Genomic DNA, 25,080 nt, shown 5'->3' with positions numbered 1-25,080 from the left:
AGATAGCGTGGCTCTGCACGCTGGCGCGAAGGAAGCGGCAATCCCTGCCAACAATCGCGGGGGATATCGCGCTCGCCTGAATCCTTGTTGTCTCGATTGGGTCAATGTGGCTTGTCAACGGGTGGCCACTCAGTGAGGCCGGTGCGGCATGGTGGGGCTCCACATCATCCTGCCGAAATGTCGGCCCAGCGTCGGCCGTTCACCCACCGGGGAGCCTTATCGGCTCGAAACTAAGGGAAGGTTGGCCAACCTGACTGGGGAACCCGGCGGGGTTGCGGGGGTCAGTAAAGCCATGTCGGCTAAACCAGTGGTGCCGGTTGAGAGGATTGAACTCCCGACCTTCGGTTTACAAAACCGCTGCTCTACCGCTGAGCTAAACCGGCGAACGAAGCAAATACAGACACTTACCGACCGAATGCCCCTTCCGCCTTTCTGAAGGGTACATGAGGGTGAGTGTCGCGCGCGGCCTTTACCACGGGTCGCCCCTCGGGGCCAGATGCAGACTCACCCCAGCGTCATAACTGTGCCCCGCACTTGACCGGGCCAGCCGAGCAAGCGCGACCACGAGGTGGTCTGCCGGTGCCGGCCGCCAAGCAAGCCGACGGCAGATATCCAAGCATCGGACAGCCGTTCTCCTGGCCGTTTTACGTGATCCGCCTTTCCTAAGCATCTCCTTACGGTGACAGGGATGGTCGACATCCCGGCACTCGGCTAGGTTGCGTCACTTTTTCACAGGGGATTTTATGAAAACCATAGTTCTTGTCGCACTCGCCATCTGTTCTTTGGCATCCGTTGCAGCGGCCCGCGGAAACGCTCTCGGGCAATGCCTCACGGAATCCGGGGTTACTCCAGAGATGTGGCGCAACCGTCAGGCATCGTCACATCAGGGGCACGCCGTCCAGGACTGCATGGCACGACACGGCCAACCCATCACCGTCCATCGCCGCGACGGAAGAAGTTTCTGATTCAACCAGGGGGCCAATCAATGAAATCTCTAACCGTCATTCTTTCCGTTGTTTCAGTGTTTGCGCTTATGAGCACGGCCGAAGCACGCCTCGACTGCCACCATGACCCGGTCTGTCAGGCCAAGCGTGACGGCAGAAGCGTTGAGGACGCGCGCCGAAGAGACCTGGGCATGACTGCCTGCCTTCGTGCTGTCGGCTACACTCAAGAGGATTGGCATGCGTACCGAGTGCCTGACGGTCCGGCACAGAGGGCGCGGGCCTGTTTGAGAGCCCACGGGTTGCCCGCAAACTAGAGCCTTATCGGTTCTGATTGAATCAGAACCGGGTCTAGTCTTTTGTTTTGACGCGTTTTCTTTACGCGAACCGGTACCCACTTCGCTCGAAAACGCTATGGGTCGCGTCAGCTTTCCTGCTGCTGCCGATGCTGTGCGGCGTCACGCTTCGCGATTTCCGTTGAAGATGGACACAAAAAAGGGGCGGCCAGAGGCCGCCCATTTTGCTTGGTGTCATTTCTTGTTTTTGTCGTGAATGATGGGCTGCGAGTGTCAGCGCATCAAACGCTGCATCGATCAGCAGCCGCCGCGGACATCCCAGGAGCCGCCGGCTTCCCAGTTGCTCCACGCCTGATAGTCGCTGTCCCTGTCGTGGCTGTTGCCGACTTCCCGGCCCGTGCAGACGGCGTTGGCGTGCACCGCGTTATTGGCGTTGAGGAACTGCTCGCTGGCGACAGCGTGCACCCGGTGCTTGCGCACGTGATGTTCAGTCGCCGAAGCCATTTGAACCAATGAGCCGGCAACCAGCAACGCGCCGAAAATTGTCAAAGCGGTCTTTTGCATTTTTTTCTCCGTTAATCGGACATGAAGTCGAGACACATGCGCCTCGTTGTCTTCGTCCTGCATCATGACGGGATGAAATTCCGTCCGAACTTCCGCTCAATGCTGTCTGTGCGTTATCGGAAGCGTATTGCGACACTAATCCGCAGCCTTCGCGCCGCCATTAAATTGGGCGTTAGAACGCTAAATTGTCTGTTAGTTTCTAGATGTGTCTGCGGCAACGAAACGTCACGCGGAACAGCGCAGATTAAATCTGCTGAAGAATTGGCGGTGGGGCTGACGGCCTTGTTACGTGCCGGACGGGACGGCTGCCGGTGACGGCATCACGTTTTCGATCGGTGTGCTTGCCAGTCCCGATTGCGTCCAGGTCGGTCCATCCGGGCAAATAATCTCCACGCGGCAACCCGGGCCGGAGAAGATTTTCAGACGGAAGCCGTGCAATTTCACGATCGCGGTCACGAGGTTGAGGCCAAGGCCGACGCCCGGTGTGTTTCTGATCTTGTCGGAGCGATAGAAACGCCGCTGCACGGCATCGCGCTCCGATGCGCTGATGCCGCAACCGGTGTCGGTGACGCGCACGACGACAGCGCCTTCGCCGCGCGTCAATTCGATACCGACCTTGCCGCCTTCCGGCGTGAACTTGATGGCGTTGTCGACCAGATTGGCGACCGCCTCGACCAGCAGGTCGCGGTCGCCGCGCACGGTCATGTGCCGCGACGCTTCAATGCGCAGCGCGATATTCTTGTTCTCCGCGATCGGTTCGTAGATATCGCCGATCTCTTCCAGCATGTCGTCGAGGGCGACTTCGCCGAAGCCGGCCGAGCGCCGGCTGTTTTCGATTTCCGCGAGCCGCAGCAGTGCGGTCACGATCGTCAGGGCCTGATCGATGCCCGCAATCGACCGGTCGACGACGTCCTGAAGCTGATCCAGCGAGGTGGCGTTGGTGCGTCCGCGCTCCAGCGTGAGCCGGGCGCGCGTCAGCGGCGTTCGCACGTCATGGGCGATATCGTTGCCGACGCCGGCCAGCGCATGGATCATCGTCTCCATCTTGTCGAGCATGCCGTTGACGATGATCGCCAGTTTCGACAGCGGCTCATCGACGGAGCGATAGGGAAGCCGCTCGCGCAGATCGCCGGCGATGATGCGCTGGACCCGCTGGTTGATTTCCTCGACGCGGTTCTGGGCGCGCACGCTCAGCCACGCTCCGGCAAGCAGGCACAGGCAGAAGCCCGGCAACAGACCGAGCGTGACGGCGAGACCCACGACATGGGAAATTTTATTGGCTTCATCGACTTCGCGTCCGATCACCAGCACGTTGCCGTTTGGCATCAGTCTGGCGATGGCGCGGATGACGCGATTTTCCTCATTGCCGTCCGGAAGCACCTTCTCGACCGCGACGCGCTGAACTGAATCATCCAGCTTGAGATCGGGGGGGAGCCGCTCCAGATTGCCGCCAAGCCTGGCGCCGTTCGCATCGAACAGTCCGGCATACTGAACGCTGCGAGGATCTTCCTTCAAATGCTGATCGATCGCATGCAATCGGCGATCCTCTTCGGGCACCGCCGCAATGATATTCAAATTGCCGGCGATCATGCTGTCGGATCGCGCCACCAGATATTTGTCGGTCTTCCAGTAGATAAAGCCGAACAGCAGGGTGACGAAGATCGCCAATATGCCGGCCACGGTCAGTGCCCAGCGGAAGGTGGTCGACTGGATGAACTGCGGCGACCGCATCCGGGGCACTTTATACCCCGGTGCGAAGGATGAATCCGGTGCCTCGGACATTGTGAATCATCGGGATGTCGCCGGGGCCATCGACCTTGTGCCGCAGCCGGCCCATATGCACATCGACCAGATTGGTCGCCGGGACGAATTTGTAATTCCAGACTTCCTCGAGCAGCATTGCCCGCGTCAGCAACTGGTCGCATCGCTGCATCATGTATTCGAGCAGACGAAATTCGCGCGGCAACAGATCGATCACGCGATCTCCGCGCTTGACGGTGCGCTCGATCAGATCGAGTTCAAGCGGGCCGGCCCGCAGCGTGCGGTCGCGCGATTCGGCCGGGCGCCGCAGCAGCGCTTCGATCCGCGCAATCAGTTCCACGAAGGCGAACGGCTTGGTGAGGTAGTCGTCGCCGCCCATCCGCAATCCGCGCACGCGGTCGTCGACCGCACCGAGCGCACTCAGCACCAGCACGGGCGTGCGCACCTGATCTTTCCGCAGCGCCTCGATCACCGTGAGGCCATCCATGCCCGGCAGCAGCCGATCGACGATCATCGCATCGGGCCGCAACGCGCGCGCCTTGTCGAGACCGTCGATACCGTTGGAGGCCCATTCGACGACAAAGCCGCAATCGGCGAGTTCGGCGGTGATTTCCTCGGCCGTTTCGGCGTCGTCCTCGATCAGAAGCAATTTTGTCATCGAGCGGACCTCAACACCTGCGAATTTAGCCGCGGTGCCCGGGCGCTCACTAGCCGGAGCGGTACGTTTGCCCGAGACTGATGCCACCATATGTCAAACGCCCTGCAATGCCGAATGTTTCGAAGTTAATTACGCGGCAGCGCCACTCAAGGGAATACCGGATGGCATGCGCTATGCGCCCGCCTGACACGCATTCAAACAAGCGTGACCTAGCTACCTCTGGGAAGGTAGGTAGGGCCCACCAGCCCTGCCATTAAATTACGTGTTAGAGTTCCCGATTACCGCGCCGGACTTGAGGAAACAGGGCTTGGGGAAATGCTGTTGGACGCTGGCAGGCGGGCACGGGCCATCGCGATCTGGCAGGCGTCCTGCGAACTGGAAATCGTGCCATCGCTGCATTCGAACCGGGGTGCCGGCACAGTTTCCGCCACTGGAAGCGGCTTGGGGGGCACAGTGGAGGTTGTTGCAGACGTGGTTGCCGGAGAAGAGGTTGTGGAAGACGCAACCGGCACAGCGGCCGGCGGGGGCGTCTGCGCCACCAGCTTCTGGAAGTCCGCGCATCCGGCGCACGACAACGTGATCAATAGAGCAAGGGCTGAGCGCACTTGCAGCCTCCGGCGAGATTCCGCGGCCGATCAATTTGGCTCTACCTCTGCCAATCCGGCTGCGTGCGGCGGCCTCAGCATACAATGACAACGCGTGATTCGGACACACGCCGGTCGTGGCGGCGGGGGCAGGTTACCGATGTTTAACGCGCGATTAGTTTCCCTCTGCCAGTGATCCCCGCTGCGGTCTCAAGACCGCCAAAGCAAAATCGGTATCTTGGAAAATCGACATCCTGGAAAGGCAACATGGCGAACAGACCGGCGTCCGCTATTGCATTTGTCTTGTCGGTATTTCTCTCAACGCTGACCGTGGCGCATGCAGCGGATCCCGCTTTTTGCAAACCCTATGCGAAGGCCGCACTCAATCAGGTGCGCGGCAGATTGATCGAGCCCGCCTGCGCGAGCCATTTTCAGGGCACGCGCTGGTCGACCGATTTTGCGGTTCATTACGAATGGTGTCTCGGTGTTTCCGCAGGCGATGCCGATGCCGAAAGGGATACGCGAACACGCTATTTGAAAAGTTGCATTGGCAGATAATTTAGGCCGAAGACTCAAGCGCGCGGCGCCACGCGCACAAAAACTCCTCGTGGAACGGGGCGGCCGCGAGGCCGCCTTTTTTACGCCCGTGAGATCGCGCGGCCGGACTAGAAGCCGGCCTGCCGATAGTGAATCTGGGGATCGCGAAGGCAAGCGTTATCGCCGCGGCTATCCCAGCCACCTCTGCTTCGCCAGGCGCTCCACGCCTGGTAATCGTCTTGCTCGCTAAATGGATTTCCCGGCTCGCGGGTCGCGCAATAGGCGCTCTGTCCATAACCGTATTGGGACGCCACGGGCTGCGCCATCGCGGGTCCTGCAATCGCGGAAGAAAGGATGATGGCCGCGCCAATCATCTTCATTTTTGTCATGGATTTCTCCTCCTCGTTCGGACAACGCACCCAAACAAGTATGGACAGGCAAGCCGGTTCCGAAGTCCCCCGCAGGGTCAAATGGATGTGAGAGGCACGTGAACCCGGCGCCACAAAGCTCTTCTGAGGGTTGGTGGCCACGTGCTTTATCGTTGCGCGTTTTGTCGCATCTTGCGCCAAACCAGCCGCGCTTGGCACAAACTGCAATAACGCTTTCCATTCATCGCCTGAACCGGTTCAATTAGTCGCAGGGCCGCCGATTTTCCGGCGGGGCGGGGCAGGCAAGACATGTTTGGAATTCTGGGGCTTGGGTTTCTGTTGGGCATGCAGCACGCGATGGAGGCCGACCATATCGCGGCGGTCTCCAGCATCGCCGCGCGCCGCACCCATGTCGGCGATATCATCAAGCATGGCCTGACCTGGGGGCTCGGCCACACCCTGACATTGTTCGCGTTCGCTGGTGCTGCGCTGGTGCTCGGCCACGCCATTCCCGAGCATCTGTCGCAACCGATCGAGACCGCGGTCGGCATCATGCTGGTCGGTCTCGGCGCCCATGTATTGTGGCGGCTGTGGCGCGACCGCGTGCATTTTCACAAGCACAGCCACGGCGACGGCATCGTGCATGTCCACGCGCACAGCCATGCCGGCGAGGCCGTCCCGCACGCCCGCGCGCCCCACATGCATGCGCACGGCTTTCGCTGGCGCACGCTGCTGGTCGGACTGATGCACGGCATGGCGGGTTCGGCGGCGCTTCTGGTGCTCACCGTGTCGCAGGCCCCCAGTGTTGCGGTCGGGCTCGGTTATGTCGCGCTGTTTGGCGTGGGCTCGATGATCGGAATGGGCGCACTGTCGACGGTCATTGCGGTGCCGCTCGCGGTCTCCGCGCGCTGGCTGACATTTGCCAATAGCGGGCTGCAGGGCGCGGTCGGCCTCGTCACCATCGCGATCGGCATGCGGACCATCGTCGAGACGGCGTTCGTGTAACGCCGGTTAACCGATATTAAGATTCCGATACCGTGATCGCTCGCAATTGACGGAGCGTGAAGGCTTAGGCGTTAGGCTTACCGGCAGTTTGGCTGGCGGCCTTAACTCTTGCTCTCAAGCGTTCGATTAGGGTGCCGCCTGTAATCGGGACACGGCGTCATGCGTGCGGCATTTGCAGGAGCTTTTTTGATCGCGACCACCGCGGCGGCGTTCGCCGACAGCGGCCCCGTGATCGTCATTCCCGGCCGTGCCGGCGTGCCCGTCTTTATTAACGGCATCGACGCCTCCTATGCCGTCGTCGAGGGCGATTGGGGCCTCGGCAAGGGCATCCATGTGCAGCCGACCATCTACGGTGGGCACTACGCCGACCCCGAACCGCATGTCGGTCACTATTATCCGAGTTCCGGCCGCGTGCCGGGCTATGGCCGCCTGGAAATCGAGCCGCCATCGAATGGCCGGCCGCAGCAGGGCGAGAGTTATCATCAATCATGGTCGGCGCAATCGACCCCGCAGCCGGTGCAGCCTGCCGTTCCTTTCTATCCGCCGGCGGTGATCGAAGCGCCGCCGCAGGACTTTCAGTATCGGAACCCCCGGACTCTTCCAAAAATCCCGCAAGGGCTTCCGCAGTAAACTTGTCCAACCAAGACTTTGCCAACAAGAAACAACCCACAGGAGAGAGTAAATGCGTCAGATGATTTCAGGATTGGTCGCGGCGTTGGCCGTGGTGGCCGCGAGCGCCGTGCCCGCGGCGGCATGCGGTCTGGGCGGATGCTCGCCGTGTGGACAGGCCTATGTCAGCCCGTGCGCGCAGCCCCAGGTCTATGTGGCTCCGCAGCCGGTCTATTCAGGCTGCAACCCCTGCGGTGGTTATCGCGAGCGTCTGCCCGATCCGGTCCAGCAGTATGAAGAGGCCCCGGCGCCGGTGCAGCAGCAGTACTACTATGTCGATCAGGGCCCGACCTATTCCGGCCCCGGCAATTACGCGCCCTATCCGGTCTATCGCGAAGGCGGCTATCACCATCGCTCCTACTACGGCTATGGCCACCACCACTATCGCTCCTGGCATGCGCATGGCTATCGCTACGGCTACCATCACGGCTACGCCCCGCGCGCTTACGGCCCGCGTTACGGCTACCATCACTATGGCCATCGCGAGCACGTGCTGCGTCGCTATTACTGATCGCGTATGACCGAGAGATATCGACGCCCGTTCGCCCTTGCGAGCGGGCGTTTTCTTTTTGAGAAGGTTCAGCCCATCAGGCCAAGCTTGCTGGCGCCGATATAGAGCGCCAGTACCGCCGCATTCGACACGTTGAGACTTTTGATCTCGCCGGGCATGTCGAGCCGCGCCACTACGCTGCAGGTCTCGCGCGTCAATTGCCGCAGGCCCTTGCCCTCGGCGCCGAGCACCAGCGCCAGCGGCTGCTGCAAGGCGATGGTGCCAAGATTTTCGCTGCCGGCGCTGTCCAGCCCGACCGTCATGAAGCCCTGGTCGTTCATCTCGTTGAGCGCGCGCGCCAGATTTGACACGGTGACCATCGGAACCAGTTCCAGCGCGCCCGAGGCTGATTTCGCCAGCACGCCGGTCGCCTCCGGGCTGTGACGCGCTGTGGTCACGATGGCCTTGACCGCAAAGGCTGCGGCCGAGCGCATGATCGCGCCGACATTGTGCGGATCGGTGATCTGGTCGAGCACCAGCACGATTCCCTCTTGTGCCAGCGTATCGATATCGGGCGAGGGCAGGGGCTCGGCTTCGGCCAAAAGGCCCTGATGGACGGCATCCGGCCCGAGCCGGCGGTCGATCACCTCGGGCCGCACGATCTCCGGGGCGACCTGCAACTGGATGTTGTCGTCGGCCAGCCGCCGGGCGGCATTTTCAGTCAGCCACAGCTTGCGGATCTGGCGCTCCGGGTTGGCCAGCGCCGCCGCCACCGTGTGCCAGCCATAGAGAATGACCGGGCCGTCCGGGCTGGCGTCACGGCTCTGGCGGGCCGGCCGGCGGCCGAAATCACCTGACCTTTCGGGGCCTTTGCCGCCGCCGCGCCGGAAGTTGGGCTTTTTGGACTTTCGATCGCGATCGCTCATGGGAAGGCTTTCATGGGCCAAGCTTGTGTCATGGGTTCCGAATAATGGCAATTTGGGGTCCCAAAGGGCCTGATAACCCCCGGAATGGCCTCGGATTAACTGGCCGCGTTGGTTGACTTTGCCACTGCCCTTCCGCCATAAACGCGCCGACCGGGAGCCCGCCATCGGCCCCCGGTATTAACGTCATCGGTAGCCTATCTGCCGCCATTTTAGCGGGTGGGTTTCGATGCTGTTGAGCGGGGGAGTGTCCCGAGTGGCAAAGGGAGCTGACTGTAAATCAGCCGTCTTATGACTTCGAAGGTTCGAGTCCTTCTTCCCCCACCATCCTGCTTCGCGCAAACGCGCTTCGCAGGATTGTCGCCTGCCAGATAGCGAAGCAGGATGCCCTCCGAAGCCTTGGCGAAGGAGGGCCGCCCAATGCATTATGTTTATCTGCTGGAAAGCGTGTCGACCTTGGGCCAGCGCTATATTGGCGTAACATCTGACCTCAAGAAGCGACTTGTGGAACACAATGCCGGAAAGTCGCCGCATACATCGAAGTATGCCCCTAGGAAATTGGTGACGTATGTGGCGTTCTCAGATAGGCAAAAAGCCGAAGCTTTTGAACGCTATCTGAAATCCGGTTCAGGTCATGCCTTCGCCAAGAAACGGCTCTGGTAGTCCCCAAACTTACCGCACCCACCGCCACCGCCTCGTTTCACCGTCTCGCCCGCACAGCACCCCCAACGAAACATTCCGGAAACGCGATAGTTAAGATCCGCCGTGAACGCGCCTCGCAAACGTTGCGACTGATGGGCACTACGCAACAACAATAATGCGAGCGATGGAGAGGGTCATGTACCACAAGCCAGCCACGATCATCTGCGACAGCGCGCGGGCTCCCACATCGGCCCAGGCCGGCGACTGGCGCGATACCGAGGGCCATCACCGCTATTACGGCAGTTCGGCCTGCAATGGCGGCGAGCGAATCACCGAAACCCGGCGCGGCTCGCGTCCGCACAACCTCAGCATTGGCGGCTTCTGATTTTCAGGGATTTCGAAATTGATTTCAGCGCAGCATGGCGCAGACGATAAAAAGGGCGCGGCGGGATGGCTCCCGTCGCGCCCCGATTTTTTTCACTCGCTGGTCCAGGCGCTGAGAGCGCCCTGTTGCCAAGCCAAACGGGCTTAGCGGGCGATCCCAGCGAGGTGACAGCGCTTGGTATAAGACACTGGATCACCTCCTTTCGTTGTTAGTGGTGACCCCAATATAGGCAGGAAATCGCCGCCTGTTAAGGCCCGGTCCGGCCCGAGGATGGCCAAAGACGGTCAGGGGGTGGTTGAGGCGGCAGGCATGGCGTGATAGTTGATCGGCCGCACGCGGGTGTAGCTCAATGGTAGAGCAGCAGCCTTCCAAGCTGAATACGAGGGTTCGATTCCCTTCACCCGCTCCAAACGTTTCCGAGAGCCCAGATTTCTTCGATTTATGTGCACGGCAGCCATGGGCTTCGTGCCCGAACGGCTGCGAGCGGTCGAACGCTGCGGCCAGATGGTGCGACGAACACCGCATGCGACGCCATCGCGCTCGCCATGACGCTCGAATTCCGGAGAATCCCGATGCGCCGCCTCGCACCCTTGCTCGCCTTGTTCTTCGTCACGCCCGCGTTCGCGGAGCCGCTCGACTGCGCGGTGATCAAATCGACGACGCGTCCGTTCGAGATCACCTTCGATTGGACTGCGACGCGGAAGGACAAGGAGCCGCTTGCGGTCCAGATGCACCGGCAAGTCATCCGCAAGGCCGACGAGACCGTCGTGTATGAATTTTTTTCGCCGGCAAAATTTACGCGTCGGGCATCAAATCCGAACGGCTTCCGTATGCAGGTCCGCAGTTCGGGAGAAGCCGCAACGGCGGCGCGGGTCAGCACGTATTCCATCGACGTGACCAAGGATTATTTTGCGCTGGGCAAGCCCTTCGATTTCAAGGAGATCGTGAAAGGCGAGGACGGCGCTGTTGTTGCCGACATGGACACGGCGGTCTCGTTCGACGGCGCGGTTAATGTCGACGTCGGCGGATGCTCTTACGCGCTGACGAAGATCATCGAGGTGAGTCATGGCTCCGTCCGTGGCAAGGCCGGGAGCAATCGAATAGAGACGTGGTATTCGCGCGATCTGAAGACACCGCTTTATACCCGCAACGAAGATGGCGATGGGCCCGTGATGGAGATGCGGGCGCGCGACATCTCGACGTCGTTCAAACCGGTTGAATAACCGGAACGGACAGCGATGAAGGCATAGGCCACGAGGCACGCGCGGGGCTTCACCGATTCCTGCCCCGCGGCTTCTCGCTCATCGTCTGCCGAAATTCCTGCAGCAGCCAGTCGACAAAGGATTTCACCTTCGGCAGCTTGGCGCGGTGTTCCTCGGTGACGATGTGGTAGGCGAGGGGCGAGGGCAGCCGGATCTTGAACGGTTCGACTAACCTACCCATCGCGATGTCGGATTTGACCACCGCGCTGCGCCCCATCACCACGCCCATGCCTTCGATCGCCATCTGAAACGACGGATACAGCAGATCGCAGGAGATTTCGCTGGCCGCGGAGATTTGCGGGATGCCGGCTTCTTCCAGCCACAACGGCCAATCGTCGCGCAGGATCAGGGGCGACGAGGTATGGATGCGCGTGTGATGGCGCAGGTCGGTCGGAACGCGCAGCGGATGAGCCCCATGCAACAGTTTGGGGCTGCAGACCGGAAACACTTCCTCGTCATTGATCTTCCATGTCGCCATGCCCGGCCAGTCGTCGAGGCCATAGTGAATCGAGACATCGTAGTCGTCGTGCAGCGCATCGCCGAACGGCACCAGCGTGCGCAGCCGCACAGCAATATCCGGATGGCTCGCGCGATAACTCGGCAACAGCGGAATCAGGCATTTGATCGCGAAGGTGCCGAGGCAACCGATGGTCAATTCGTCCCCGCGGTGGCGGCCGATGGCGCGATCGGTCGCGACCATGATCTCGGTGATCACGTTGCGGGTCGAGCGCAGATATTCGTAGCCGGTCTCGGTCAGCCGGATGGCGTTGTTTTCGCGGATGAACACCTTGTCGCCCAAAAACTCCTCCAGCGCCCGGATGCGCTGGCTGATCGCGCCCTGCGTCAGGTTCAGTTCGATCGCGGCCCGGCTGAAACTGAGGTGGCGCGCTGTAGCCTCAAAAGCATAAAGGGCTGACAGGCTTGGCAAATTTTTCCGCATGATTTCAATATCCTGGGTGGCTATTAGGGTTTCTAATGCCTCCCTTAGAATTTGTCGATTGAGACGTCCGGCCTGATCCGTCAGAACCGCATGACGTGGCCGCAGCCCGTGATGTGCACGGCTGCGTGGATCACTTCGACAGGTGAATTCTCAACCCATGAACAAGGTCTCTCTCGCCGTCCGCGACGGAACATCGATTTCATACGCCGTGACCGGCGCGAGCCAGCCTCGCAAGGTCGCCCTGATCCACTCGCTGGCGCTCGATGGTGAATTCTGGCGGCCGGTCGCCGACATCGTCTCGAAGAAGGCCGCGGTGCTGACGATCGACTGCCGCGGCCACGGCGCCTCGGGGAAACCGCCCGGGCCTTATTCTCTCACGCAGTTCGCCGACGATCTGGCCGACGTGATGGACGCCATCGGCTGGCCCTCGGCGGTCGTCGCCGGCGCCTCGATGGGCGGCTGTGTCGCGCTCTCCTTTGCGGCGCAATATCCGTCGCGGGCAACGGGCCTCGGCCTGTTCGACACGACAGCGTGGTATGGCGCCGACGCCCCGAAGGCGTGGGAAGAGCGCGCCCAGCGCGGCGTCTCTGAAGGCATGGCGAGCCTTGTCGGGTTCCAGAATACCCGCTGGTTCGGTGACGCCTTCCGCGCGCAACAGACCGATCTGGTCGATCGCACGGTCGCGACCTTCGTCAAGACCGATCCGAAAGCCTACGCTGAAACCTGCCGGATGATGGGCGCCTTCGATCTGCGTGACAAGCTCGCCACGCTGCGGATGCCGACACGGATCGCGGTCGGCGAGGAGGATTACGCAACGCCGATTGCGATGTCGAAAGCGTTGCAGGAAGGGATCCCCGGCTCGACCTTGAACGTGATCGCCGGTGGCCGGCACCTGACGCCGCTGGAGTGCCCGGTGCAAATTGCCGGCGAAATCGAAAAGCTGATCGAGGCAAGCGCATGAAATTCACCGGCAAGATCGACGTTCCTGCTCCGCGCCAGGCCGTATTCGAAAAGCTGCGCGATGCGCATTTCTTCGCGTCCTGTGTCGACGGCGTGGCGGATCTCGTTGAAATCGACGACCGTCACTACACCGCGACGCTGGAAAGCCGGGTCGCCTACATCAAGTTCAAATTCGCGGTCACCGTCGAGATCGTCGAACTCGACGAACCCAATCGTGTTGTCGCCAAGGTAGAGGGCACGCCGATCGGCATGGTCGGGCGCCTGACGGCAACTTCGGCCGCTGATCTGACCGAGCAGGACGGCGGCACCGCCGTCAATTACGAACTCGACGTTGCTTTGACCGGCAAGCTCGGTAGTCTCGGCCAGCCGGTTTTGAAATCAAAGGGCAAGGAAATGGAGCGCCAGTTCGCCTCGCGCATCCAGGCCAAATTCCAGGCCGCGAATACCGGGAGCGAAACATGACACCGTTTGAACTGGCGGAGCCGAAGACGCTCAACGAGGCGATCGCGCTGCTCGATGCCGAAGACCCGGACGTTCGGCCGATTTCCGGCGGCACGGCGCTGATGCTGATGATGAAGTCGGGCGTTTTCCGTCCAAACCGTCTCGTCAGCCTGCAAAGGGTCGAAGCGGATTACTCACGAATCCAACGCGGCGGCGATGGGACTTTGCGGATCGGCGCGCTGGCCAGCCTGTCGCAGATCGAGCACTCCGGCGAGGTCCGTCAGGTCGCGCCCGTCATCGAAAAGACCATGCGTCACCTGTCGAATGTGCGGGTGCGCAATGTCGCGCGGCTCGGCGGCAATCTGGCGCATGGCGATCCGCATATGGATCTGCCACCGGTGCTGTCGTCGCTGGGCGCCAAGGCCATCGTGGCCGGGCCGTCAGGTCAGCGCGAGATCATGATCGAAGAACTTTTCAGCGGTTATTATGAGACCGTGCTTGATCGCAACGAACTCATCACCTTTGTCGACGTTCCGTCCCAGGCGGGGTGGTCGTCGGTCTATTTCAAATGCACGACGCGATCGGCTGACGACTGGCCGGCGCTCGGCATTGCCTGCTCGCTGCGCGTCGAGAACGGCAGCATCGGCGATGTCAGGCTGATGATCAGCGCCGCCACTGAAAAGCTGACGCGGCTCGTTGCGACCGAGAAAGTACTTCGCGGCCAGCAGGCGAGCGAGGCGCTGTTCGAACGTGCCGGCGAATCCGCCATGGCCGAGGCCGAAGTCATCGACGATTCCCGCGGTTCGGCTTCGTATAAATCCGAACTGGTGCGAGTCTATGTGAAGCGCGCCTTGCGGCAGGCTAGCGTTGGAGCGACCCAGTCATGACCATTCACAGCCTGATGCCCGCCGGACAGGTCGGGCGTTCGCTTCCCCGGCTCGAAGCCCGTGCCAAGGTCACCGGCCGCGCCGACTACGTCCATAATCTGCGGTTGCCGGGCATGCTGATCGCGAAAGTGGCGCGCGCCACCGTGGCGCATGGCCGCATCGTCAGCATCGACACGTCAGCGGCGAGGGCGCTCAAGGGTGTGTTCGCGGTGTATACCGGCGAGGATATCCGCAAGCACATTCCGCAGCCGTATTACGGCCCTGCGTTCCACGACCAACCGATCCTGGCGCTCGACAAGGTGCGGCATGTCGGCGAGCCCGTCGCCGTTTGCTTGGCCGAAGACGCGCATATCGCCGAGCGCGCGGCGCAATTGATCGAAGTCGAGTACGAGGAAATGCCCGCCGTGTTCGACGAAGTCGAAGCGATGGATTCGAAGGCCGTCGTTCACGACGTTCTCAAGCCGGCCGGCACCTTTCCCGATCTCAAGCATCTGCACGGCAAGAAGGACACCAATATCGCGCTGGATTTCCATCTCAAGCGCGGCGATGTCGAAGGCGCATTCGCCAGCGCGGCGCACGTGTTCGAGCATGAATTTCACACCCAGCAGGTGATGCATACCCCGCTCGAGCCGATGGTTTCGGCGGCGGAGCCGACGCGTGAAGGCCTGACGATCCATACGGCGTCGCAGAGCCCGTCATTCGTCCGGATCGAGATATCGCGGCTGTTGGGGTGGCCCGAGAACAAAGTGCAGGTGAAGGTGCCGCATCTCGGCGGCGGGTTCGGCGCCAAGCTCTACATCAAGCTCGAAGCGCTGGTCGCGGCGCTCGCGCTGATGACCAAGCGGCCGGTCAAATGGTCGCTGACAATGGAAGAGCAATTCTACACCATCAGCAAACATGCCACCACGTTCCGGATCAAGAGCGCGGTCGATGCCGACGGCAAGGTCACCGGCCGCAGTTGCGCGGTCTACTGGAACGGCGGCGCCTATGCCGATATCGGGCCGCGCGTCACCCAGAAATCCGGCTTCACCGCGCCCGGCCCCTACGATATCGACAACGTCGCGATCGAATCTTACGCCCTCTATACCAACCGGCCGCCGGCCGGCGCGTTGCGCGGCTTCGGCATTCCGCAGTTGGTCTGGGCCTATGAAAGCCACACCGACCTGATCGCGCGCGGGCTCAACATCGACCCGGTCGAATTTCGCCGCAAGAACATCCTGCGCGAAGGCCGCCCGCAGGCCACCGGCACCGCGATGAAGGACGCCGCCATCGATCTCGTGCTGGAAAAGATCGCCGAGCGGATGAACTGGTCCGCGCCGTTCGATCGCGGCACCGGAACGGTGCTTCGTGGTCGCGGTGTAGGTGTTGGATTCAAGGCTTCGATCTCGCCGACGACATCGGTTGCCTTCGTCAATATCTACGCCGACGGCAGTTGCGCGCTCTATATGAGCACGGTGGATATGGGGCAGGGCTCCGACACCGCGATGGCCCAGATCGTCGCCGAAGTGCTGAATGTGCAGACGGAGAATGTCAGGGTGATTCATCCCGACACCGACGTTACGCCTTACGACATGGCGACGCTCGGCTCGCGCTCGACCTTTCACATGGGCAATGCGGTAAAGCTGGCCGCCGAAGACGCCAAGCAGAAGCTGGAAGCGATGGCGCGCAGCGTCGGCGTTCCCGAAAACGCCAACATCGAGACCCGCGAGATATTCAAGAAGAAATACGGCATGCAGGCCGGCAACGTGATGGGCGTCGGCAGCTTCATTCCGACCTACAAATCGCCCGACAGCGTGACCGGCATGTCCGACAACATCACGCCGTTCTGGATGGTTGGCGGCACCGGCGTCGAGATCGAGGTGGATACCGAGACCGGGCATGTGAAGCTGACCAAGCTCATCAACGTCGCCGATATGGGCCGGCCGCTCAATCCCAACATCGTCGAAACGCAATTGTCGGGTGCGGCGATCATGCAGCTTGGCTTCACGATGTTCGAAAACATGGAATACGATGCGGGCCAGGTCACGAACGCCTCGTTCGCCGACTACAAGATCCCCGGCATCCACGACATTCCACCCGATATCGAGAACCATATCGTGCTGGCGGAACAGGGCGGCGGACCTTTCGGCGCCAAGGGCGTCGGAGAAAGTGCGACCTTCGGCGTTTCGCCGGCGATCGCCAATGCAATCCACGATGCGGTCGGCGTTCGCCTGACCGATCTGCCGTTGACGGCGGAGAGCGTGCTGAGAGGCATCCGCCTCAAGGCCGGAAATCCGATCGGAGAGTGAGATGAGTGAACACGCCAAATCGATCAGTTTCGAACTGAACGGCAGCAAGACCGAGATGCTGGTCGAGACCCATGAAAATCTCGTCGAGCTGTTGATCCGGATGAATTTGAACGGCGCCCGGGAAAGCTGCGGCCAGGGCCTGTGCGGTTGCTGCACCGTGATCGTCGATGGCTCCGCGGTGTCGGGTTGCCTGTATCCGGCAGCGTTTGTCGACGGCAAAACCGTCACCACGGTCGAGCATCTCGATAACAATGTTCACCTCAGCCCGGTGCAGGAGGCGTTCATCGAAGAGGGGGCGTTCCAATGCGGCTTCTGTACGTCCGGGTTCATCCTGATGACGCATCAGTTGCTGGAGGAGAAGCCGAAGCCCACGGATGAAGAGATCAGGGACTATCTGGCAGGCAATCTGTGTCGATGTGCCGCCTATCCCGAGATCATCAAAGCTGTGAAAAGCGCTGCAAACAAGATGGCGCGCGCGTAACGATTTTGAATCTAAAAGATTTTGGGGAAACAGGGATGACGACTACCGCAATAGCCGCAGACGGACCGTGGTACAAAGCGCTGTCACGTTCGCAATGGAATGCGTTGATTGCCTCGAACCTCGGCTGGTTGTTCGACGGGTTCGAGACCTACGCGCTGATCCTCACCGCGGGCGTGGCGCTGCGCCAGTTGCTGGCGCCGGCGCAATATCCGCAGATCCCGTCCTATATCGGCTTCGTGATTGCGATCACGCTGCTCGGCTGGGGCATCGGCGGCCTGCTGGGTGGCATTCTGGCCGACTATATCGGCCGCAAGCGCACCATGGTGATCGCGATCATCGCCTATTCGATCGCGACCGGGGCCTCTGCTTTCTCCTTCGACTGGATCTCGTTCGTCGCGCTGCGTTTTACGGTCGGCGTCGCGATCGGATCGGAATGGGCGACCGGCAGCTCGATGCTCGCCGAATTGTGGCCTGACCGCGCCCGCGGCAAGGGCGCCGGCATCATGCAATGCGGCCTCGGCCTCGGCTTTTTCCTGGCGTCGTTCACCTGGCTGTTTCTCAGCCAGGCCGGACCCGACGCCTGGCGCTATATGTACGCGCTCGGGGTGCTTCCGGCACTGCTGACGCTGTGGATTCGCCGCGCTATCCCGGAATCGAAAATCTGGGAAGCGACCAACCAGAAGCGGCGCGCGGCGATTGAACAAAAGCGCTCGGGTGCTGCGCTCGGCGAAGGCGCCGAAAAGCTGACGCGGTTCACGCTGTTCGATCTCTTTACCGATGCCACACTGCGCAAGCGCACCATTGTCGTTTTTCTGATGTCGTTGACGACCACGGTGGGCTTCTGGGGCATCTCGACCTGGGTGCCGCCGTTCATCGGCTCGCTGGCCGTCAAGGAAGGCTTTAATGCCGCCCAGTGGGCAAGCTACGCCGGCATGGCCTATACGGTCGGTTCGGTGCTCGGCTATCTCAGCATGGGCTTCTTGATGGATGCGTTCGGCCGCAAGGTTGTGACCATTACATTCATGGTCATAGCGCTGTTGATGACGCCGGTGCTGTTCTTCGTGACGACCGATCTCAAGCTGCTGTTGCTGCTGGCGACGGTCAATGCGTTCTTCAGCAACGGGCAATATACTTGGATGCCGGTCTGGCTGCCGGAATTGTATCCGACCCGGATGCGGGCGACCGCGCTGGCCTTTGCTTTCAACGCCCCGCGCTTCATTGCCTTCCTGGGGCCGTTGCTCGCCGGCACCATGATCACGGAGTTCGGCGGCTTCGGCCGCGCCGCGATGGTGCTGGCGTCGATCTATGTGGTTGGCATCATCGCGACGCTGTTCCTGCCCGAGACCAAGGGAAATCCGCTGCCGGCCTGACGCGTCGTCGCGCTTGCGAAAAAAGCACGCGCCTATAAGCTACGTGATACGTGCCAAGCTCCGCTGTTCGAACGGAGACAGGCTTACCGGGACGGCCGCAACGACGGCCGGTCCCGGACACTGGGGGGAGAAAAGCCATCATGGATCGCAGGCATTTGTTGCAAGCCGGCGGTGTGTCGTTCGCATTGACCGCCGCGGCACCGCTCTCGCTTTTCAATCCGCGCGAGGCGCGGGCACTGGACCTGCCGTTCAAGGCTCTCTCTTCCGACGAGGTCAAGATCATCGAGGCCCTCTGCGACGCCCTCGTTCCGGGCGCGCGCGAAGCGGGCGTCGCGCACTACATCGATCATGAACTTGCAAGCCCGGCGCCGCGGCTATTGCTGCGCTTCGCCCAGCTTCGCGGACCGATGGCGCCGTATTACCACAACGCGATCGCCGCGTTCGCGGCGTCGCTGACCGCGCAGGGCAACGGCGCGTTCGCCTCGCTCTCGCCGGATGCGCAGCACGGCGTCATCGAGGCGCTGCGGACCGGAACAATCAAGCCATGGGACACGGGCGCGGTTGCTGCGCCGCTGTTCTACGGGATGATGCGCAACGATGGCGTCGACGTCGTCTACGGCTCCGCCGAGGGGTTCAAAAACCTCGACATCCCCTACATGCCGCACATCATGCCGCAAGCGACGTGGTGACGATGATGGCCACGGCAAAGAAAACCAACACGCATGTCGACGCTGTTATCGTCGGCTCCGGCGCCGCAGGCGCGCTCGTCGCGGCGAAACTGGCCCTTAAAGGCAAGAAGGTCGTCATCCTCGAGAGCGGACGCTCGGTGCTGCCGCCAGATATGATCAGTTCCGATATCCATGCGCGCTCGCTGCATTGGGGCGGGGCCGATGCGGAACTCCAGCTTACTTCTCCAGCGATCCGGACGAATTTCTCGACCGGCGCGCAGACCGGCGGGACTGCGGCGCATCACTACGCGGCCTGGTTTCGCTTGCACGAAGAGGACTTCCACATGAAGTCCTCCTTCGGCCAGGGCAACGACTGGCCGATCAGCTACGCCGATTTGCGTCCGTACTACGATCGCATCCAGGAGGAAGTCGGGATCGCGGGCGACGAGAAGGCCGAAGTCTGGCGCCCGGCCGGCACGCCCTACACCATGCCGGGGCTCCCGATGTTTCCGGCGGCGCAGATGCTCAAGCGCGGCTTCGACAAGATGGGCCTGCGCACGGCCCCGCTGCCGGTTGCGATCAACACGCAGGACAAGAAGGGCCGCCCGGCCTGCCTGTACGACGGCTGGTGCGATGCGGGCTGCCCGACCGGGGCGCTCGCAAACCCGCAGACAGTCTATCTGCGCGAAGCGTTCGCGCATGGTGCGGCGCTCCTGAACAACGCGCGGGTGACGCGCGTGCTGACCACGCCGAATGGCAAGCGCGCGACCGGCGTCGAATATGTCGATGCCAAAGGCGTCCAGCACGTCCAGAACGCCGACCTCGTCGTGCTGGCAGCGCTGACGCAGACGCCGCGCATCATGTTCAACTCGGTGACATCAGCGCATCCGCAGGGGTTGTCGAACCGCAACGGCATGGTCGGCAAATACATCCTCGTCCACCCGACGCTCAACGTTTACGGCCTGTTCGCGGAGGAAACCGACGCCTATCAGGGCACCAGCATCGGCCTGATGGTTTCGCAGGACGACTACGAGAAAGATCCCAAGAAGGGTTATCTCGCGAGCTATCAATGGCTGCTCGCCCCGGCGGCGAAGCCCAACGGGCTGAACGGCTTTGCGGGATCGCGACCCGACATCTACGGTGCGGCGCTCGATCCCTGGATGAAGCGCGCGGCGAAGCACTTCACGCACATCCAGATGGTCGGCGAAATGATCGCGCGGCCGGAGAACCGGATCGAGCTTTCCGGCGACAAGGACGAGTTCGGTCTGCCGCTCTCGAAATTGACGATGGCGTTCACCGATAATGAGCGCGCGCTCTACACCCACGCCTCGACGGTCGGAAAGTCGATCGTCTCGGCCGCATCCGCCACCGAAGTGTGGGCGAGCCCGCTGGTCAACCAGCACTTCATGGGCGGAACGATCATGGGCAAGGATCCCACGACGTCGGTGGCCGATAGCTACGGCATCACGCACGAGGTCCCGAACGTCATGATCGCGGGCAATACGCTGTTCCCGACCTCGGCCGGCGTCAACCCGACCTTCACGACGCACGCCATCACGCTGCGCGCCGTCGAACACGTGCTCGCGCACTGGCCGGCGTAGCCAGCCGCCAGCGCTGCCGGTGCTTATAGCGGCTCATCCGGCGCTCAAAAAACATCCAATAAATCCTCGATCGTCGCCTTCAATCACGCTCACGGGTGGTTGAAGGCGCTGGTCGTGGCCGGCTGCTTGTTTGGAATGAAATTTGCAAACTCGCACGCTGTCGCCGTCGATCGCGCGACAGTTGCCGAGGGCAGGGCAAACTTCGCAGTCGCTGGTCAATGAAAAGGAAAATCAATGGCTAAGGAAATTCTTGTCGGATTTGGCGTCGATGTCGACGCGGTGGCCGGGTGGCTCGGTTCTTATGGCGGCGAGGATTCGCCTGACGATATTTCGCGCGGATTGTTCGCCGGCGAGGTCGGCAGCCCGCGACTGCTCAAATTATTCGAGCGCTTCGGGATCAAGACGACTTGGTTTATTCCGGGCCATTCCATCGAAACCTTCCCGAAGGAAATGCAGGCCGTCGCCGACGCCGGCCATGAAATCGGCATCCACGGTTACAGCCATGAAAACCCGATCGCGATGACGCGCGAACAGGAAATCGTCATCCTCGACAAATGTATCGATCTGGTGACGAAACTCTCCGGCAAGCGGCCGACCGGCTATGTCGCGCCGTGGTGGGAGTTCTCGACCGTGACCAACGAACTTCTGCTCGAACGCGGCATCAAATACGATCACTCGCTGATGCATAATGATTTCCATCCCTATTACGTCCGCGTCGGCGATAGCTGGACCAAGATCGACTATTCGAAAGATCCCTCGGCCTGGATGACGCCGCTCAAGCGCGGCGGCGAGACCGATCTGATCGAGATCCCGGCGAACTGGTACCTCGATGATTTGCCGCCGATGATGTTCATCAAGAAAAGCCCGAACAGCCATGGCTTCGTCAATCCGCGGCATCTCGAGGAGATGTGGCGTGATCAATTCGACTGGGTCTATCGGGAGAACGATTATGCCGTGTTCCCGATCACCATTCACCCCGACGTGTCAGGCCGGCCTCAGGTGCTGATGATGCTGGAGCGATTTTACAAGCACATCGCCTCGCATGCCGGCGTGCGATTTGTCACCATGAACGAAATGGCGGACGATTTCGCCAAGCGACATCCGCGCAAGAAGTAATTTCGTCCAACAGCCGGAGAAGCAACGATGTGTTCGCTGTGCGGCATTCTCGGCGCCAATGAACATTGGGCAGATGCGGCGGCGCGCGACGGCGTCTATACCCGCAATGCCGATCCGGTAGCGCGCCGGCGGGAGCGTGCCGATCGCGTCCGTCTCGCCAACCGGGTGCTGGCGCTCTACGGGATGCGGCTTTCCGACTGGCAGGGCGCGTCCTTTCTGCTGTCGACCTTCACAGGCAAGAGCGAAATCGTCGAGGATCTCGGTCATCTCTGGCCGGCGGCGGAAAAACTGTGCGGCCGGCCCTGCGATCCGCTCGCGCTGGAAGTTCTCACGCGATTGGACGCCGGTCATGGGTGAGGGCGCATCGGCTTTGCCGGCCTTCACGCCGGTGACGCTGCTCACCGGGTTTCTCGGCTCGGGCAAGACGACGCTGCTGCGCCGCCTGCTGGCCGATCCCGCGCTCGGGGACACCGCGGTCATCATCAACGAACTCGGCGAAATCGGCATCGACCACCTTCTGGTCGAGCGCCTGGACGATCAGATGGTGCTGCTCAAATCCGGCTGCGTATGCTGCACCGTCCGGGGAGAACTGGCGAGCGCGATCCGCGACCTGCATTCCCGTCGCGAGCGGGGGACGATACCGCCGTTCCGGCGGCTGGTGATCGAAAGCACCGGGCTCGCCGATCCGTTTCCGGTGCTCTCGACGCTCAAGGCCGATCCAGTCCTGCGCCACCATTTTCGCGCCGCCGGGGTCGTCACCACGGTGGACGCGGTCAACGGGATGCTTCAACTCGAGCGCCACATTGAATCGGTGCGCCAGGTCGCGATCGCCGACGTGGTTGTCCTGACCAAGACCGACCTTGCCGAAGCGCCGGTGACAGCGCGGCTGATGGCCCGGCTTGGCGCCATGAACCCGACCGCGCCGCTGCTCTCCGCGGCGGAGACACTCGATGCGGCCGTTCTCCTGCAATCAGGCAGCGGCGGCGGGTTCAAGGCGATCGAGGAGCCTGCCGCGGGGGCGGCACCGCATCGCGGCGTCAGCGCCTTCTCGATCGTCGTCGACGAGCCGCTGGACTGGACCGCGTTCGGCATCTGGCTGACCATGCTGCTCAACCGGCACGGCGAGCGAATCCTGCGAGTCAAAGGCATCCTGGCGCTCGCGGGCGAGGAGCGGCCTATCGTCGTGCACGGGGTGCAGCATCTGGTGCATGCCCCGACCCATCTCGGCCATTGGCCGAGTGACGACCACAGGTCCCGGCTGGTCTTCATCGTGGAAGGGATCGAGCCTGATCTGATCCGGCGCTCGTTCGCGGTCTTCAACCGTCTCAACGCTGGCATCGCAGCGTGATCGACGCGGATCATCCGCTGCATTAACGGTTTGTTTTTGCGGCTGTTATTGTTTATAGCGAAACGCTCCAAATGCTCGCTCCATCCTGTTTCGTCAAATCCCGGGAAATCAAAAATGGCCGAAGCCGATCTCGATGGCGTCATCAAGTCCATCGCGAAAACGCAGCACAAGGTGCTGATGGATGCCGCCAGGAAACGTCAGGGACGGTTGATGGAGATGGCCGCCAAGGCCAAGGATAAATCAGCGAAGGCGCAACTTAAGCAGACCGCCAAGGATACGCTGCTATTGGCAGGCGCCGCGGCGCGGCGGATGCAGATCGCGGCCGAGAACGCCGCCGACAGTTACGCGCGCGCTGTCAAGAAAGCCGCTGAAGACTTGAAGCAGGCCGCGGAAGCCGAGCAGGCCAAGCTCGCCGAGAAGGCGGCCAAGAAGGCCGCAAAACCGCCGGCCAAGAAATCGGCGAAGAAGGCTGCTTCGGCCAAAAAGGCCACCAACAAGAAGGCTAGCAAAAAGAGCAAGGCCTGATCCCGGGCGTGACATACCGGACCTGACGCAGACGGCTCTCGCCTGCGTCTCCGCGTTGCGCTATGGCGTCAGATCATCCAAGAAGCGTCAAAACATTCAAGACGGCGGCGGGAGGCATCAGCGATGGCGAACCAGGCTTTTAACAAGGTCATCATCACCTGCGCGATCACGGGCAATCTGACGCGGCCCGATCAATCGCCGTATTTGCCCATTACGCCGCAACAGATCGCCGACAGTGCGCTTGAGGCGGCCGAGGCGGGGGCCGCGATCGCCCATATCCATGTGCGCGATCCCGAAACCGGCCGTCCCTCGATGTCGGTCGATCTCTATCGCGACGTGATGGATCGCATTCGCGCCCGCAACCCGAAGCTGATCATCAATCTCACCACCGGGCCCGGCGGGCGCTTCGTCCCGTCGGAGGAAGACCCCAAGGTGGCCGGCCCGGGCACGACCCTGGTCGTGCCTGAAAAACGCGTCGAACATATCGAACTGCTGCGCCCCGAAATCTGCACGCTCGATCTCAACACCATGAATTCGGGCGGCCAGGTCGTGATCAACACGCCGACCAATGTCCGCAAGATGGCCAACCGCATTCGCGCCGTCGGCGTGATGCCGGAACTGGAACTGTTCGATTCCGGCGATTGCCATCTGGCGCGCGACCTGATCGCCGAGGGCGTGCTGCAGGGGCCGGGGCTGTTCTCGCTCGTGCTCGGCGTCAAATACGGTTTCGACGCCTCGTCCGAAACCATGCTGTACGGCCGCAACCTGCTGCCGCCGGGCGCGATCTGGACCGGCTTCGGCATCGGCCGCGCCGAATTTCCGATGGTCGCGCAGGCCTATCTGTATGGCGGCCATGTCCGGGTCGGCATGGAGGACAATCTCTATATGTCGAAAGGCGTGCTGGCCAAGAGCAACGCCGAATTGGTGACCCACGCCGCCAATATCGTGAAAAGCCTGGGCGGTGTGATTGCCTCGGCGGCCGAAACGCGGGCGCATCTGGGCTTTTCGTAAGTCTTGCTGGCGTCGTTCGAACGGCTTCGTTACCGCGCGGATTCCCGCGGCCCGTACTGGATGTTTCGCTTCAGCCGCCAGCGCGGCGTCCAGCGCGCGCAGGCCTCGTACACATCCACGGTGGTCGCTGCTTCCGATCCACCGCAGTCGTAGTAGCAAATCTTGGTCAGGCCGGCGCTTTTGGAGCCGGATTTGGTGCAGATGAAAGTTGTTCGCGACGGTTTTGCCTGATGATGCGCTTGCGCCGCGACAGCGAAAGCCGACGTCACGATAACCGCCATCACCAGCATCGTCCTCATGTCGCCCCCCGGCGCCGCGCGCATTTCAGGGCAACAGTTTGAGGCGTCGCCGTAAAAGCT

26 protein-coding genes and 3 tRNA genes are annotated in these 25,080 nt (G+C 61.8%); 21 read left to right on the top strand and 8 right to left on the bottom strand.

Going from position 1 to position 25,080, the window contains the following annotated elements:
• Positions 1 to 308: 308 nt before the first annotated feature.
• The 5 genes from HB676_RS13515 to HB676_RS13495 all read right to left on the bottom strand — a co-directional run bounded on the left by HB676_RS13515 (position 309) and on the right by HB676_RS13495 (position 5,730).
• Positions 309 to 383 (bottom strand) — tRNA-Thr (locus HB676_RS13515).
• Between the two features lie 1,151 nt (positions 384 to 1,534).
• Entirely contained in the window at positions 1,535 to 1,801 is a 267-nt protein-coding gene (locus tag HB676_RS13510) for a hypothetical protein (protein ID WP_213738314.1), read from the bottom strand.
• 285 nt (positions 1,802 to 2,086) lie between these two features.
• On the bottom strand, positions 2,087 to 3,532 hold the full coding sequence (locus tag HB676_RS13505) for an ATP-binding protein (protein ID WP_213738590.1): 1,446 nt from the start codon (positions 3,530 to 3,532) through the stop codon (positions 2,087 to 2,089).
• Positions 3,533 to 3,542: 10 nt separating this feature from the next.
• Positions 3,543 to 4,220, bottom strand: coding sequence for a response regulator transcription factor (locus tag HB676_RS13500; protein ID WP_213738313.1), 678 nt, complete (start codon positions 4,218 to 4,220; stop codon positions 3,543 to 3,545).
• A 1,249-nt stretch (positions 4,221 to 5,469) separates the two neighbouring features.
• Positions 5,470 to 5,730: a hypothetical protein gene (locus HB676_RS13495; RefSeq protein WP_213738312.1), complete on the bottom strand. Its 261-nt coding sequence runs from the start codon at positions 5,728 to 5,730 to the stop codon at positions 5,470 to 5,472.
• A 288-nt stretch (positions 5,731 to 6,018) separates the two neighbouring features.
• Between HB676_RS13495 and HB676_RS13490 the strand changes: the two genes are divergently transcribed.
• The 3 genes from HB676_RS13490 to HB676_RS13480 all read left to right on the top strand — a co-directional run bounded on the left by HB676_RS13490 (position 6,019) and on the right by HB676_RS13480 (position 7,894).
• Entirely contained in the window at positions 6,019 to 6,714 is a 696-nt protein-coding gene (locus HB676_RS13490; RefSeq protein WP_213738311.1) for an urease accessory protein, read from the top strand.
• Positions 6,715 to 6,873: 159 nt separating this feature from the next.
• A complete protein-coding gene (locus HB676_RS13485; RefSeq protein WP_213738310.1) occupies positions 6,874 to 7,344 on the top strand; it encodes a hypothetical protein in 471 nt (156 codons plus the stop codon).
• A 52-nt stretch (positions 7,345 to 7,396) separates the two neighbouring features.
• Positions 7,397 to 7,894, top strand: coding sequence for a hypothetical protein (locus HB676_RS13480; protein ID WP_213738309.1), 498 nt, complete (start codon positions 7,397 to 7,399; stop codon positions 7,892 to 7,894).
• 68 nt (positions 7,895 to 7,962) lie between these two features.
• Here the strand turns inward: HB676_RS13480 and rlmB are convergent, their stop codons facing one another.
• The gene (gene rlmB / locus HB676_RS13475; RefSeq protein WP_213738308.1) at positions 7,963 to 8,799 is read right to left on the bottom strand and encodes a 23S rRNA (guanosine(2251)-2'-O)-methyltransferase RlmB; all 837 of its coding nucleotides are present in this window, start codon (positions 8,797 to 8,799) and stop codon (positions 7,963 to 7,965) included.
• A 238-nt stretch (positions 8,800 to 9,037) separates the two neighbouring features.
• Here rlmB and HB676_RS13470 point away from each other — a divergent pair.
• The 5 genes from HB676_RS13470 to HB676_RS13450 all read left to right on the top strand — a co-directional run bounded on the left by HB676_RS13470 (position 9,038) and on the right by HB676_RS13450 (position 11,046).
• Positions 9,038 to 9,123: transfer RNA gene (locus tag HB676_RS13470), tRNA-Tyr, on the top strand.
• Positions 9,124 to 9,216: 93 nt separating this feature from the next.
• The gene (locus HB676_RS13465; protein ID WP_213738307.1) at positions 9,217 to 9,459 is read left to right on the top strand and encodes a GIY-YIG nuclease family protein; all 243 of its coding nucleotides are present in this window, start codon (positions 9,217 to 9,219) and stop codon (positions 9,457 to 9,459) included.
• 175 nt (positions 9,460 to 9,634) lie between these two features.
• Positions 9,635 to 9,823 (top strand): hypothetical protein, encoded by a 189-nt coding sequence (locus HB676_RS13460; protein WP_249780234.1) that lies wholly within the window; start codon positions 9,635 to 9,637, stop codon positions 9,821 to 9,823.
• Positions 9,824 to 10,158: 335 nt separating this feature from the next.
• Positions 10,159 to 10,232: transfer RNA gene (locus HB676_RS13455), tRNA-Gly, on the top strand.
• 163 nt (positions 10,233 to 10,395) lie between these two features.
• The gene (locus HB676_RS13450; RefSeq protein WP_213738305.1) at positions 10,396 to 11,046 is read left to right on the top strand and encodes a hypothetical protein; all 651 of its coding nucleotides are present in this window, start codon (positions 10,396 to 10,398) and stop codon (positions 11,044 to 11,046) included.
• 49 nt (positions 11,047 to 11,095) lie between these two features.
• Here the strand turns inward: HB676_RS13450 and gcvA are convergent, their stop codons facing one another.
• Positions 11,096 to 12,025, bottom strand: a complete 930-nt coding sequence (gene gcvA / locus HB676_RS13445; RefSeq protein ID WP_213738304.1) for a transcriptional regulator GcvA — start codon at positions 12,023 to 12,025, stop codon at positions 11,096 to 11,098.
• 157 nt (positions 12,026 to 12,182) lie between these two features.
• On the opposite strand from gcvA, the gene HB676_RS13440 reads away from it, so the two are divergent.
• From HB676_RS13440 to HB676_RS13380, 13 genes are all read left to right on the top strand, one after another.
• Entirely contained in the window at positions 12,183 to 12,986 is an 804-nt protein-coding gene (locus tag HB676_RS13440; RefSeq protein WP_213738303.1) for an alpha/beta hydrolase, read from the top strand.
• Positions 12,983 to 13,447 carry an SRPBCC domain-containing protein gene (locus HB676_RS13435; protein ID WP_213738302.1) on the top strand — a complete coding sequence of 155 codons (465 nt, stop codon included), beginning with the start codon at positions 12,983 to 12,985 and terminating at the stop codon, positions 13,445 to 13,447. The genes HB676_RS13440 and HB676_RS13435 overlap by 4 nt, the downstream gene beginning before the upstream one ends.
• Positions 13,444 to 14,313 carry a xanthine dehydrogenase family protein subunit M gene (locus tag HB676_RS13430; RefSeq protein ID WP_213738301.1) on the top strand — a complete coding sequence of 290 codons (870 nt, stop codon included), beginning with the start codon at positions 13,444 to 13,446 and terminating at the stop codon, positions 14,311 to 14,313. Before HB676_RS13435 ends, HB676_RS13430 begins: the two co-directional genes overlap by 4 nt.
• On the top strand, positions 14,310 to 16,601 hold the full coding sequence (locus HB676_RS13425; RefSeq protein ID WP_213738300.1) for a xanthine dehydrogenase family protein molybdopterin-binding subunit: 2,292 nt from the start codon (positions 14,310 to 14,312) through the stop codon (positions 16,599 to 16,601). Before HB676_RS13430 ends, HB676_RS13425 begins: the two co-directional genes overlap by 4 nt.
• Before the next feature lies 1 nt (position 16,602).
• Positions 16,603 to 17,082 (top strand): (2Fe-2S)-binding protein, encoded by a 480-nt coding sequence (locus HB676_RS13420; protein ID WP_213738299.1) that lies wholly within the window; start codon positions 16,603 to 16,605, stop codon positions 17,080 to 17,082.
• Positions 17,083 to 17,117: 35 nt separating this feature from the next.
• Positions 17,118 to 18,452 carry an MFS transporter gene (locus HB676_RS13415; RefSeq protein WP_213738298.1) on the top strand — a complete coding sequence of 445 codons (1,335 nt, stop codon included), beginning with the start codon at positions 17,118 to 17,120 and terminating at the stop codon, positions 18,450 to 18,452.
• Positions 18,453 to 18,607: 155 nt separating this feature from the next.
• Entirely contained in the window at positions 18,608 to 19,141 is a 534-nt protein-coding gene (locus tag HB676_RS13410; RefSeq protein ID WP_213738297.1) for a gluconate 2-dehydrogenase subunit 3 family protein, read from the top strand.
• Positions 19,142 to 19,146: 5 nt separating this feature from the next.
• On the top strand, positions 19,147 to 20,721 hold the full coding sequence (locus tag HB676_RS13405; protein WP_213738296.1) for a GMC family oxidoreductase: 1,575 nt from the start codon (positions 19,147 to 19,149) through the stop codon (positions 20,719 to 20,721).
• 234 nt (positions 20,722 to 20,955) lie between these two features.
• A complete protein-coding gene (locus HB676_RS13400; protein ID WP_213738295.1) occupies positions 20,956 to 21,837 on the top strand; it encodes a polysaccharide deacetylase in 882 nt (293 codons plus the stop codon).
• A 27-nt stretch (positions 21,838 to 21,864) separates the two neighbouring features.
• Positions 21,865 to 22,194, top strand: a complete 330-nt coding sequence (locus HB676_RS13395) for a hypothetical protein (protein WP_213738294.1) — start codon at positions 21,865 to 21,867, stop codon at positions 22,192 to 22,194.
• Complete coding sequence (locus HB676_RS13390) at positions 22,187 to 23,185, top strand: GTP-binding protein (protein ID WP_213738293.1); 999 nt, start codon at positions 22,187 to 22,189, stop codon at positions 23,183 to 23,185. Before HB676_RS13395 ends, HB676_RS13390 begins: the two co-directional genes overlap by 8 nt.
• A gap of 114 nt (positions 23,186 to 23,299) precedes the next feature.
• Positions 23,300 to 23,710, top strand: coding sequence for a hypothetical protein (locus HB676_RS13385; RefSeq protein ID WP_213738292.1), 411 nt, complete (start codon positions 23,300 to 23,302; stop codon positions 23,708 to 23,710).
• A 123-nt stretch (positions 23,711 to 23,833) separates the two neighbouring features.
• Entirely contained in the window at positions 23,834 to 24,721 is an 888-nt protein-coding gene (locus HB676_RS13380) for a 3-keto-5-aminohexanoate cleavage protein (RefSeq protein WP_213738291.1), read from the top strand.
• Positions 24,722 to 24,750: 29 nt separating this feature from the next.
• Here HB676_RS13380 and HB676_RS13375 read toward each other — a convergent pair whose 3' ends face one another.
• Positions 24,751 to 25,020, bottom strand: a complete 270-nt coding sequence (locus HB676_RS13375) for a hypothetical protein (protein WP_213738290.1) — start codon at positions 25,018 to 25,020, stop codon at positions 24,751 to 24,753.
• Between the last annotated feature and the right edge of the window lie 60 nt (positions 25,021 to 25,080).

The sequence above is a fragment of the Bradyrhizobium sp. dw_411 genome, assembly GCF_018449695.1.
Lineage (GTDB): Bacteria > Pseudomonadota > Alphaproteobacteria > Rhizobiales > Xanthobacteraceae > Bradyrhizobium.
The sequence above is the reverse complement of the archived record's forward strand: the minus strand, read 5'-3'. Positions and strand labels throughout refer to the sequence as shown.

What these genes read in the sequence shown, in the direction of transcription:
- HB676_RS13495 (WP_213738312.1), bottom strand. Translation starts at nt 5,730, where the DNA reads ATGACAAAAATGAAGATGATTGGCGCGGCCATCATCCTTTCTTCCGCG.
- HB676_RS13485 (WP_213738310.1), top strand. Translation starts at nt 6,874, where the DNA reads ATGCGTGCGGCATTTGCAGGAGCTTTTTTGATCGCGACCACCGCGGCG.
- gcvA (WP_213738304.1), bottom strand. Translation starts at nt 12,025, where the DNA reads ATGCGGAAAAATTTGCCAAGCCTGTCAGCCCTTTATGCTTTTGAGGCT.
- HB676_RS13390 (WP_213738293.1), top strand. Translation starts at nt 22,187, where the DNA reads ATGGGTGAGGGCGCATCGGCTTTGCCGGCCTTCACGCCGGTGACGCTG.
- HB676_RS13450 (WP_213738305.1), top strand. Translation starts at nt 10,396, where the DNA reads ATGCGCCGCCTCGCACCCTTGCTCGCCTTGTTCTTCGTCACGCCCGCG.
- HB676_RS13430 (WP_213738301.1), top strand. Translation starts at nt 13,444, where the DNA reads ATGACACCGTTTGAACTGGCGGAGCCGAAGACGCTCAACGAGGCGATC.
- HB676_RS13440 (WP_213738303.1), top strand. Translation starts at nt 12,183, where the DNA reads ATGAACAAGGTCTCTCTCGCCGTCCGCGACGGAACATCGATTTCATAC.
- HB676_RS13420 (WP_213738299.1), top strand. Translation starts at nt 16,603, where the DNA reads ATGAGTGAACACGCCAAATCGATCAGTTTCGAACTGAACGGCAGCAAG.
- HB676_RS13385 (WP_213738292.1), top strand. Translation starts at nt 23,300, where the DNA reads ATGGCCGAAGCCGATCTCGATGGCGTCATCAAGTCCATCGCGAAAACG.
- HB676_RS13405 (WP_213738296.1), top strand. Translation starts at nt 19,147, where the DNA reads ATGGCCACGGCAAAGAAAACCAACACGCATGTCGACGCTGTTATCGTC.
- HB676_RS13380 (WP_213738291.1), top strand. Translation starts at nt 23,834, where the DNA reads ATGGCGAACCAGGCTTTTAACAAGGTCATCATCACCTGCGCGATCACG.
- HB676_RS13395 (WP_213738294.1), top strand. Translation starts at nt 21,865, where the DNA reads ATGTGTTCGCTGTGCGGCATTCTCGGCGCCAATGAACATTGGGCAGAT.
- HB676_RS13465 (WP_213738307.1), top strand. Translation starts at nt 9,217, where the DNA reads ATGCATTATGTTTATCTGCTGGAAAGCGTGTCGACCTTGGGCCAGCGC.
- HB676_RS13375 (WP_213738290.1), bottom strand. Translation starts at nt 25,020, where the DNA reads ATGAGGACGATGCTGGTGATGGCGGTTATCGTGACGTCGGCTTTCGCT.
- HB676_RS13500 (WP_213738313.1), bottom strand. Translation starts at nt 4,220, where the DNA reads ATGACAAAATTGCTTCTGATCGAGGACGACGCCGAAACGGCCGAGGAA.
- HB676_RS13460 (WP_249780234.1), top strand. Translation starts at nt 9,635, where the DNA reads ATGTACCACAAGCCAGCCACGATCATCTGCGACAGCGCGCGGGCTCCC.
- HB676_RS13435 (WP_213738302.1), top strand. Translation starts at nt 12,983, where the DNA reads ATGAAATTCACCGGCAAGATCGACGTTCCTGCTCCGCGCCAGGCCGTA.
- HB676_RS13505 (WP_213738590.1), bottom strand. Translation starts at nt 3,532, where the DNA reads ATGCGGTCGCCGCAGTTCATCCAGTCGACCACCTTCCGCTGGGCACTG.
- HB676_RS13490 (WP_213738311.1), top strand. Translation starts at nt 6,019, where the DNA reads ATGTTTGGAATTCTGGGGCTTGGGTTTCTGTTGGGCATGCAGCACGCG.
- HB676_RS13480 (WP_213738309.1), top strand. Translation starts at nt 7,397, where the DNA reads ATGCGTCAGATGATTTCAGGATTGGTCGCGGCGTTGGCCGTGGTGGCC.
- HB676_RS13415 (WP_213738298.1), top strand. Translation starts at nt 17,118, where the DNA reads ATGACGACTACCGCAATAGCCGCAGACGGACCGTGGTACAAAGCGCTG.
- HB676_RS13400 (WP_213738295.1), top strand. Translation starts at nt 20,956, where the DNA reads ATGGCTAAGGAAATTCTTGTCGGATTTGGCGTCGATGTCGACGCGGTG.
- rlmB (WP_213738308.1), bottom strand. Translation starts at nt 8,799, where the DNA reads ATGAGCGATCGCGATCGAAAGTCCAAAAAGCCCAACTTCCGGCGCGGC.
- HB676_RS13425 (WP_213738300.1), top strand. Translation starts at nt 14,310, where the DNA reads ATGACCATTCACAGCCTGATGCCCGCCGGACAGGTCGGGCGTTCGCTT.
- HB676_RS13510 (WP_213738314.1), bottom strand. Translation starts at nt 1,801, where the DNA reads ATGCAAAAGACCGCTTTGACAATTTTCGGCGCGTTGCTGGTTGCCGGC.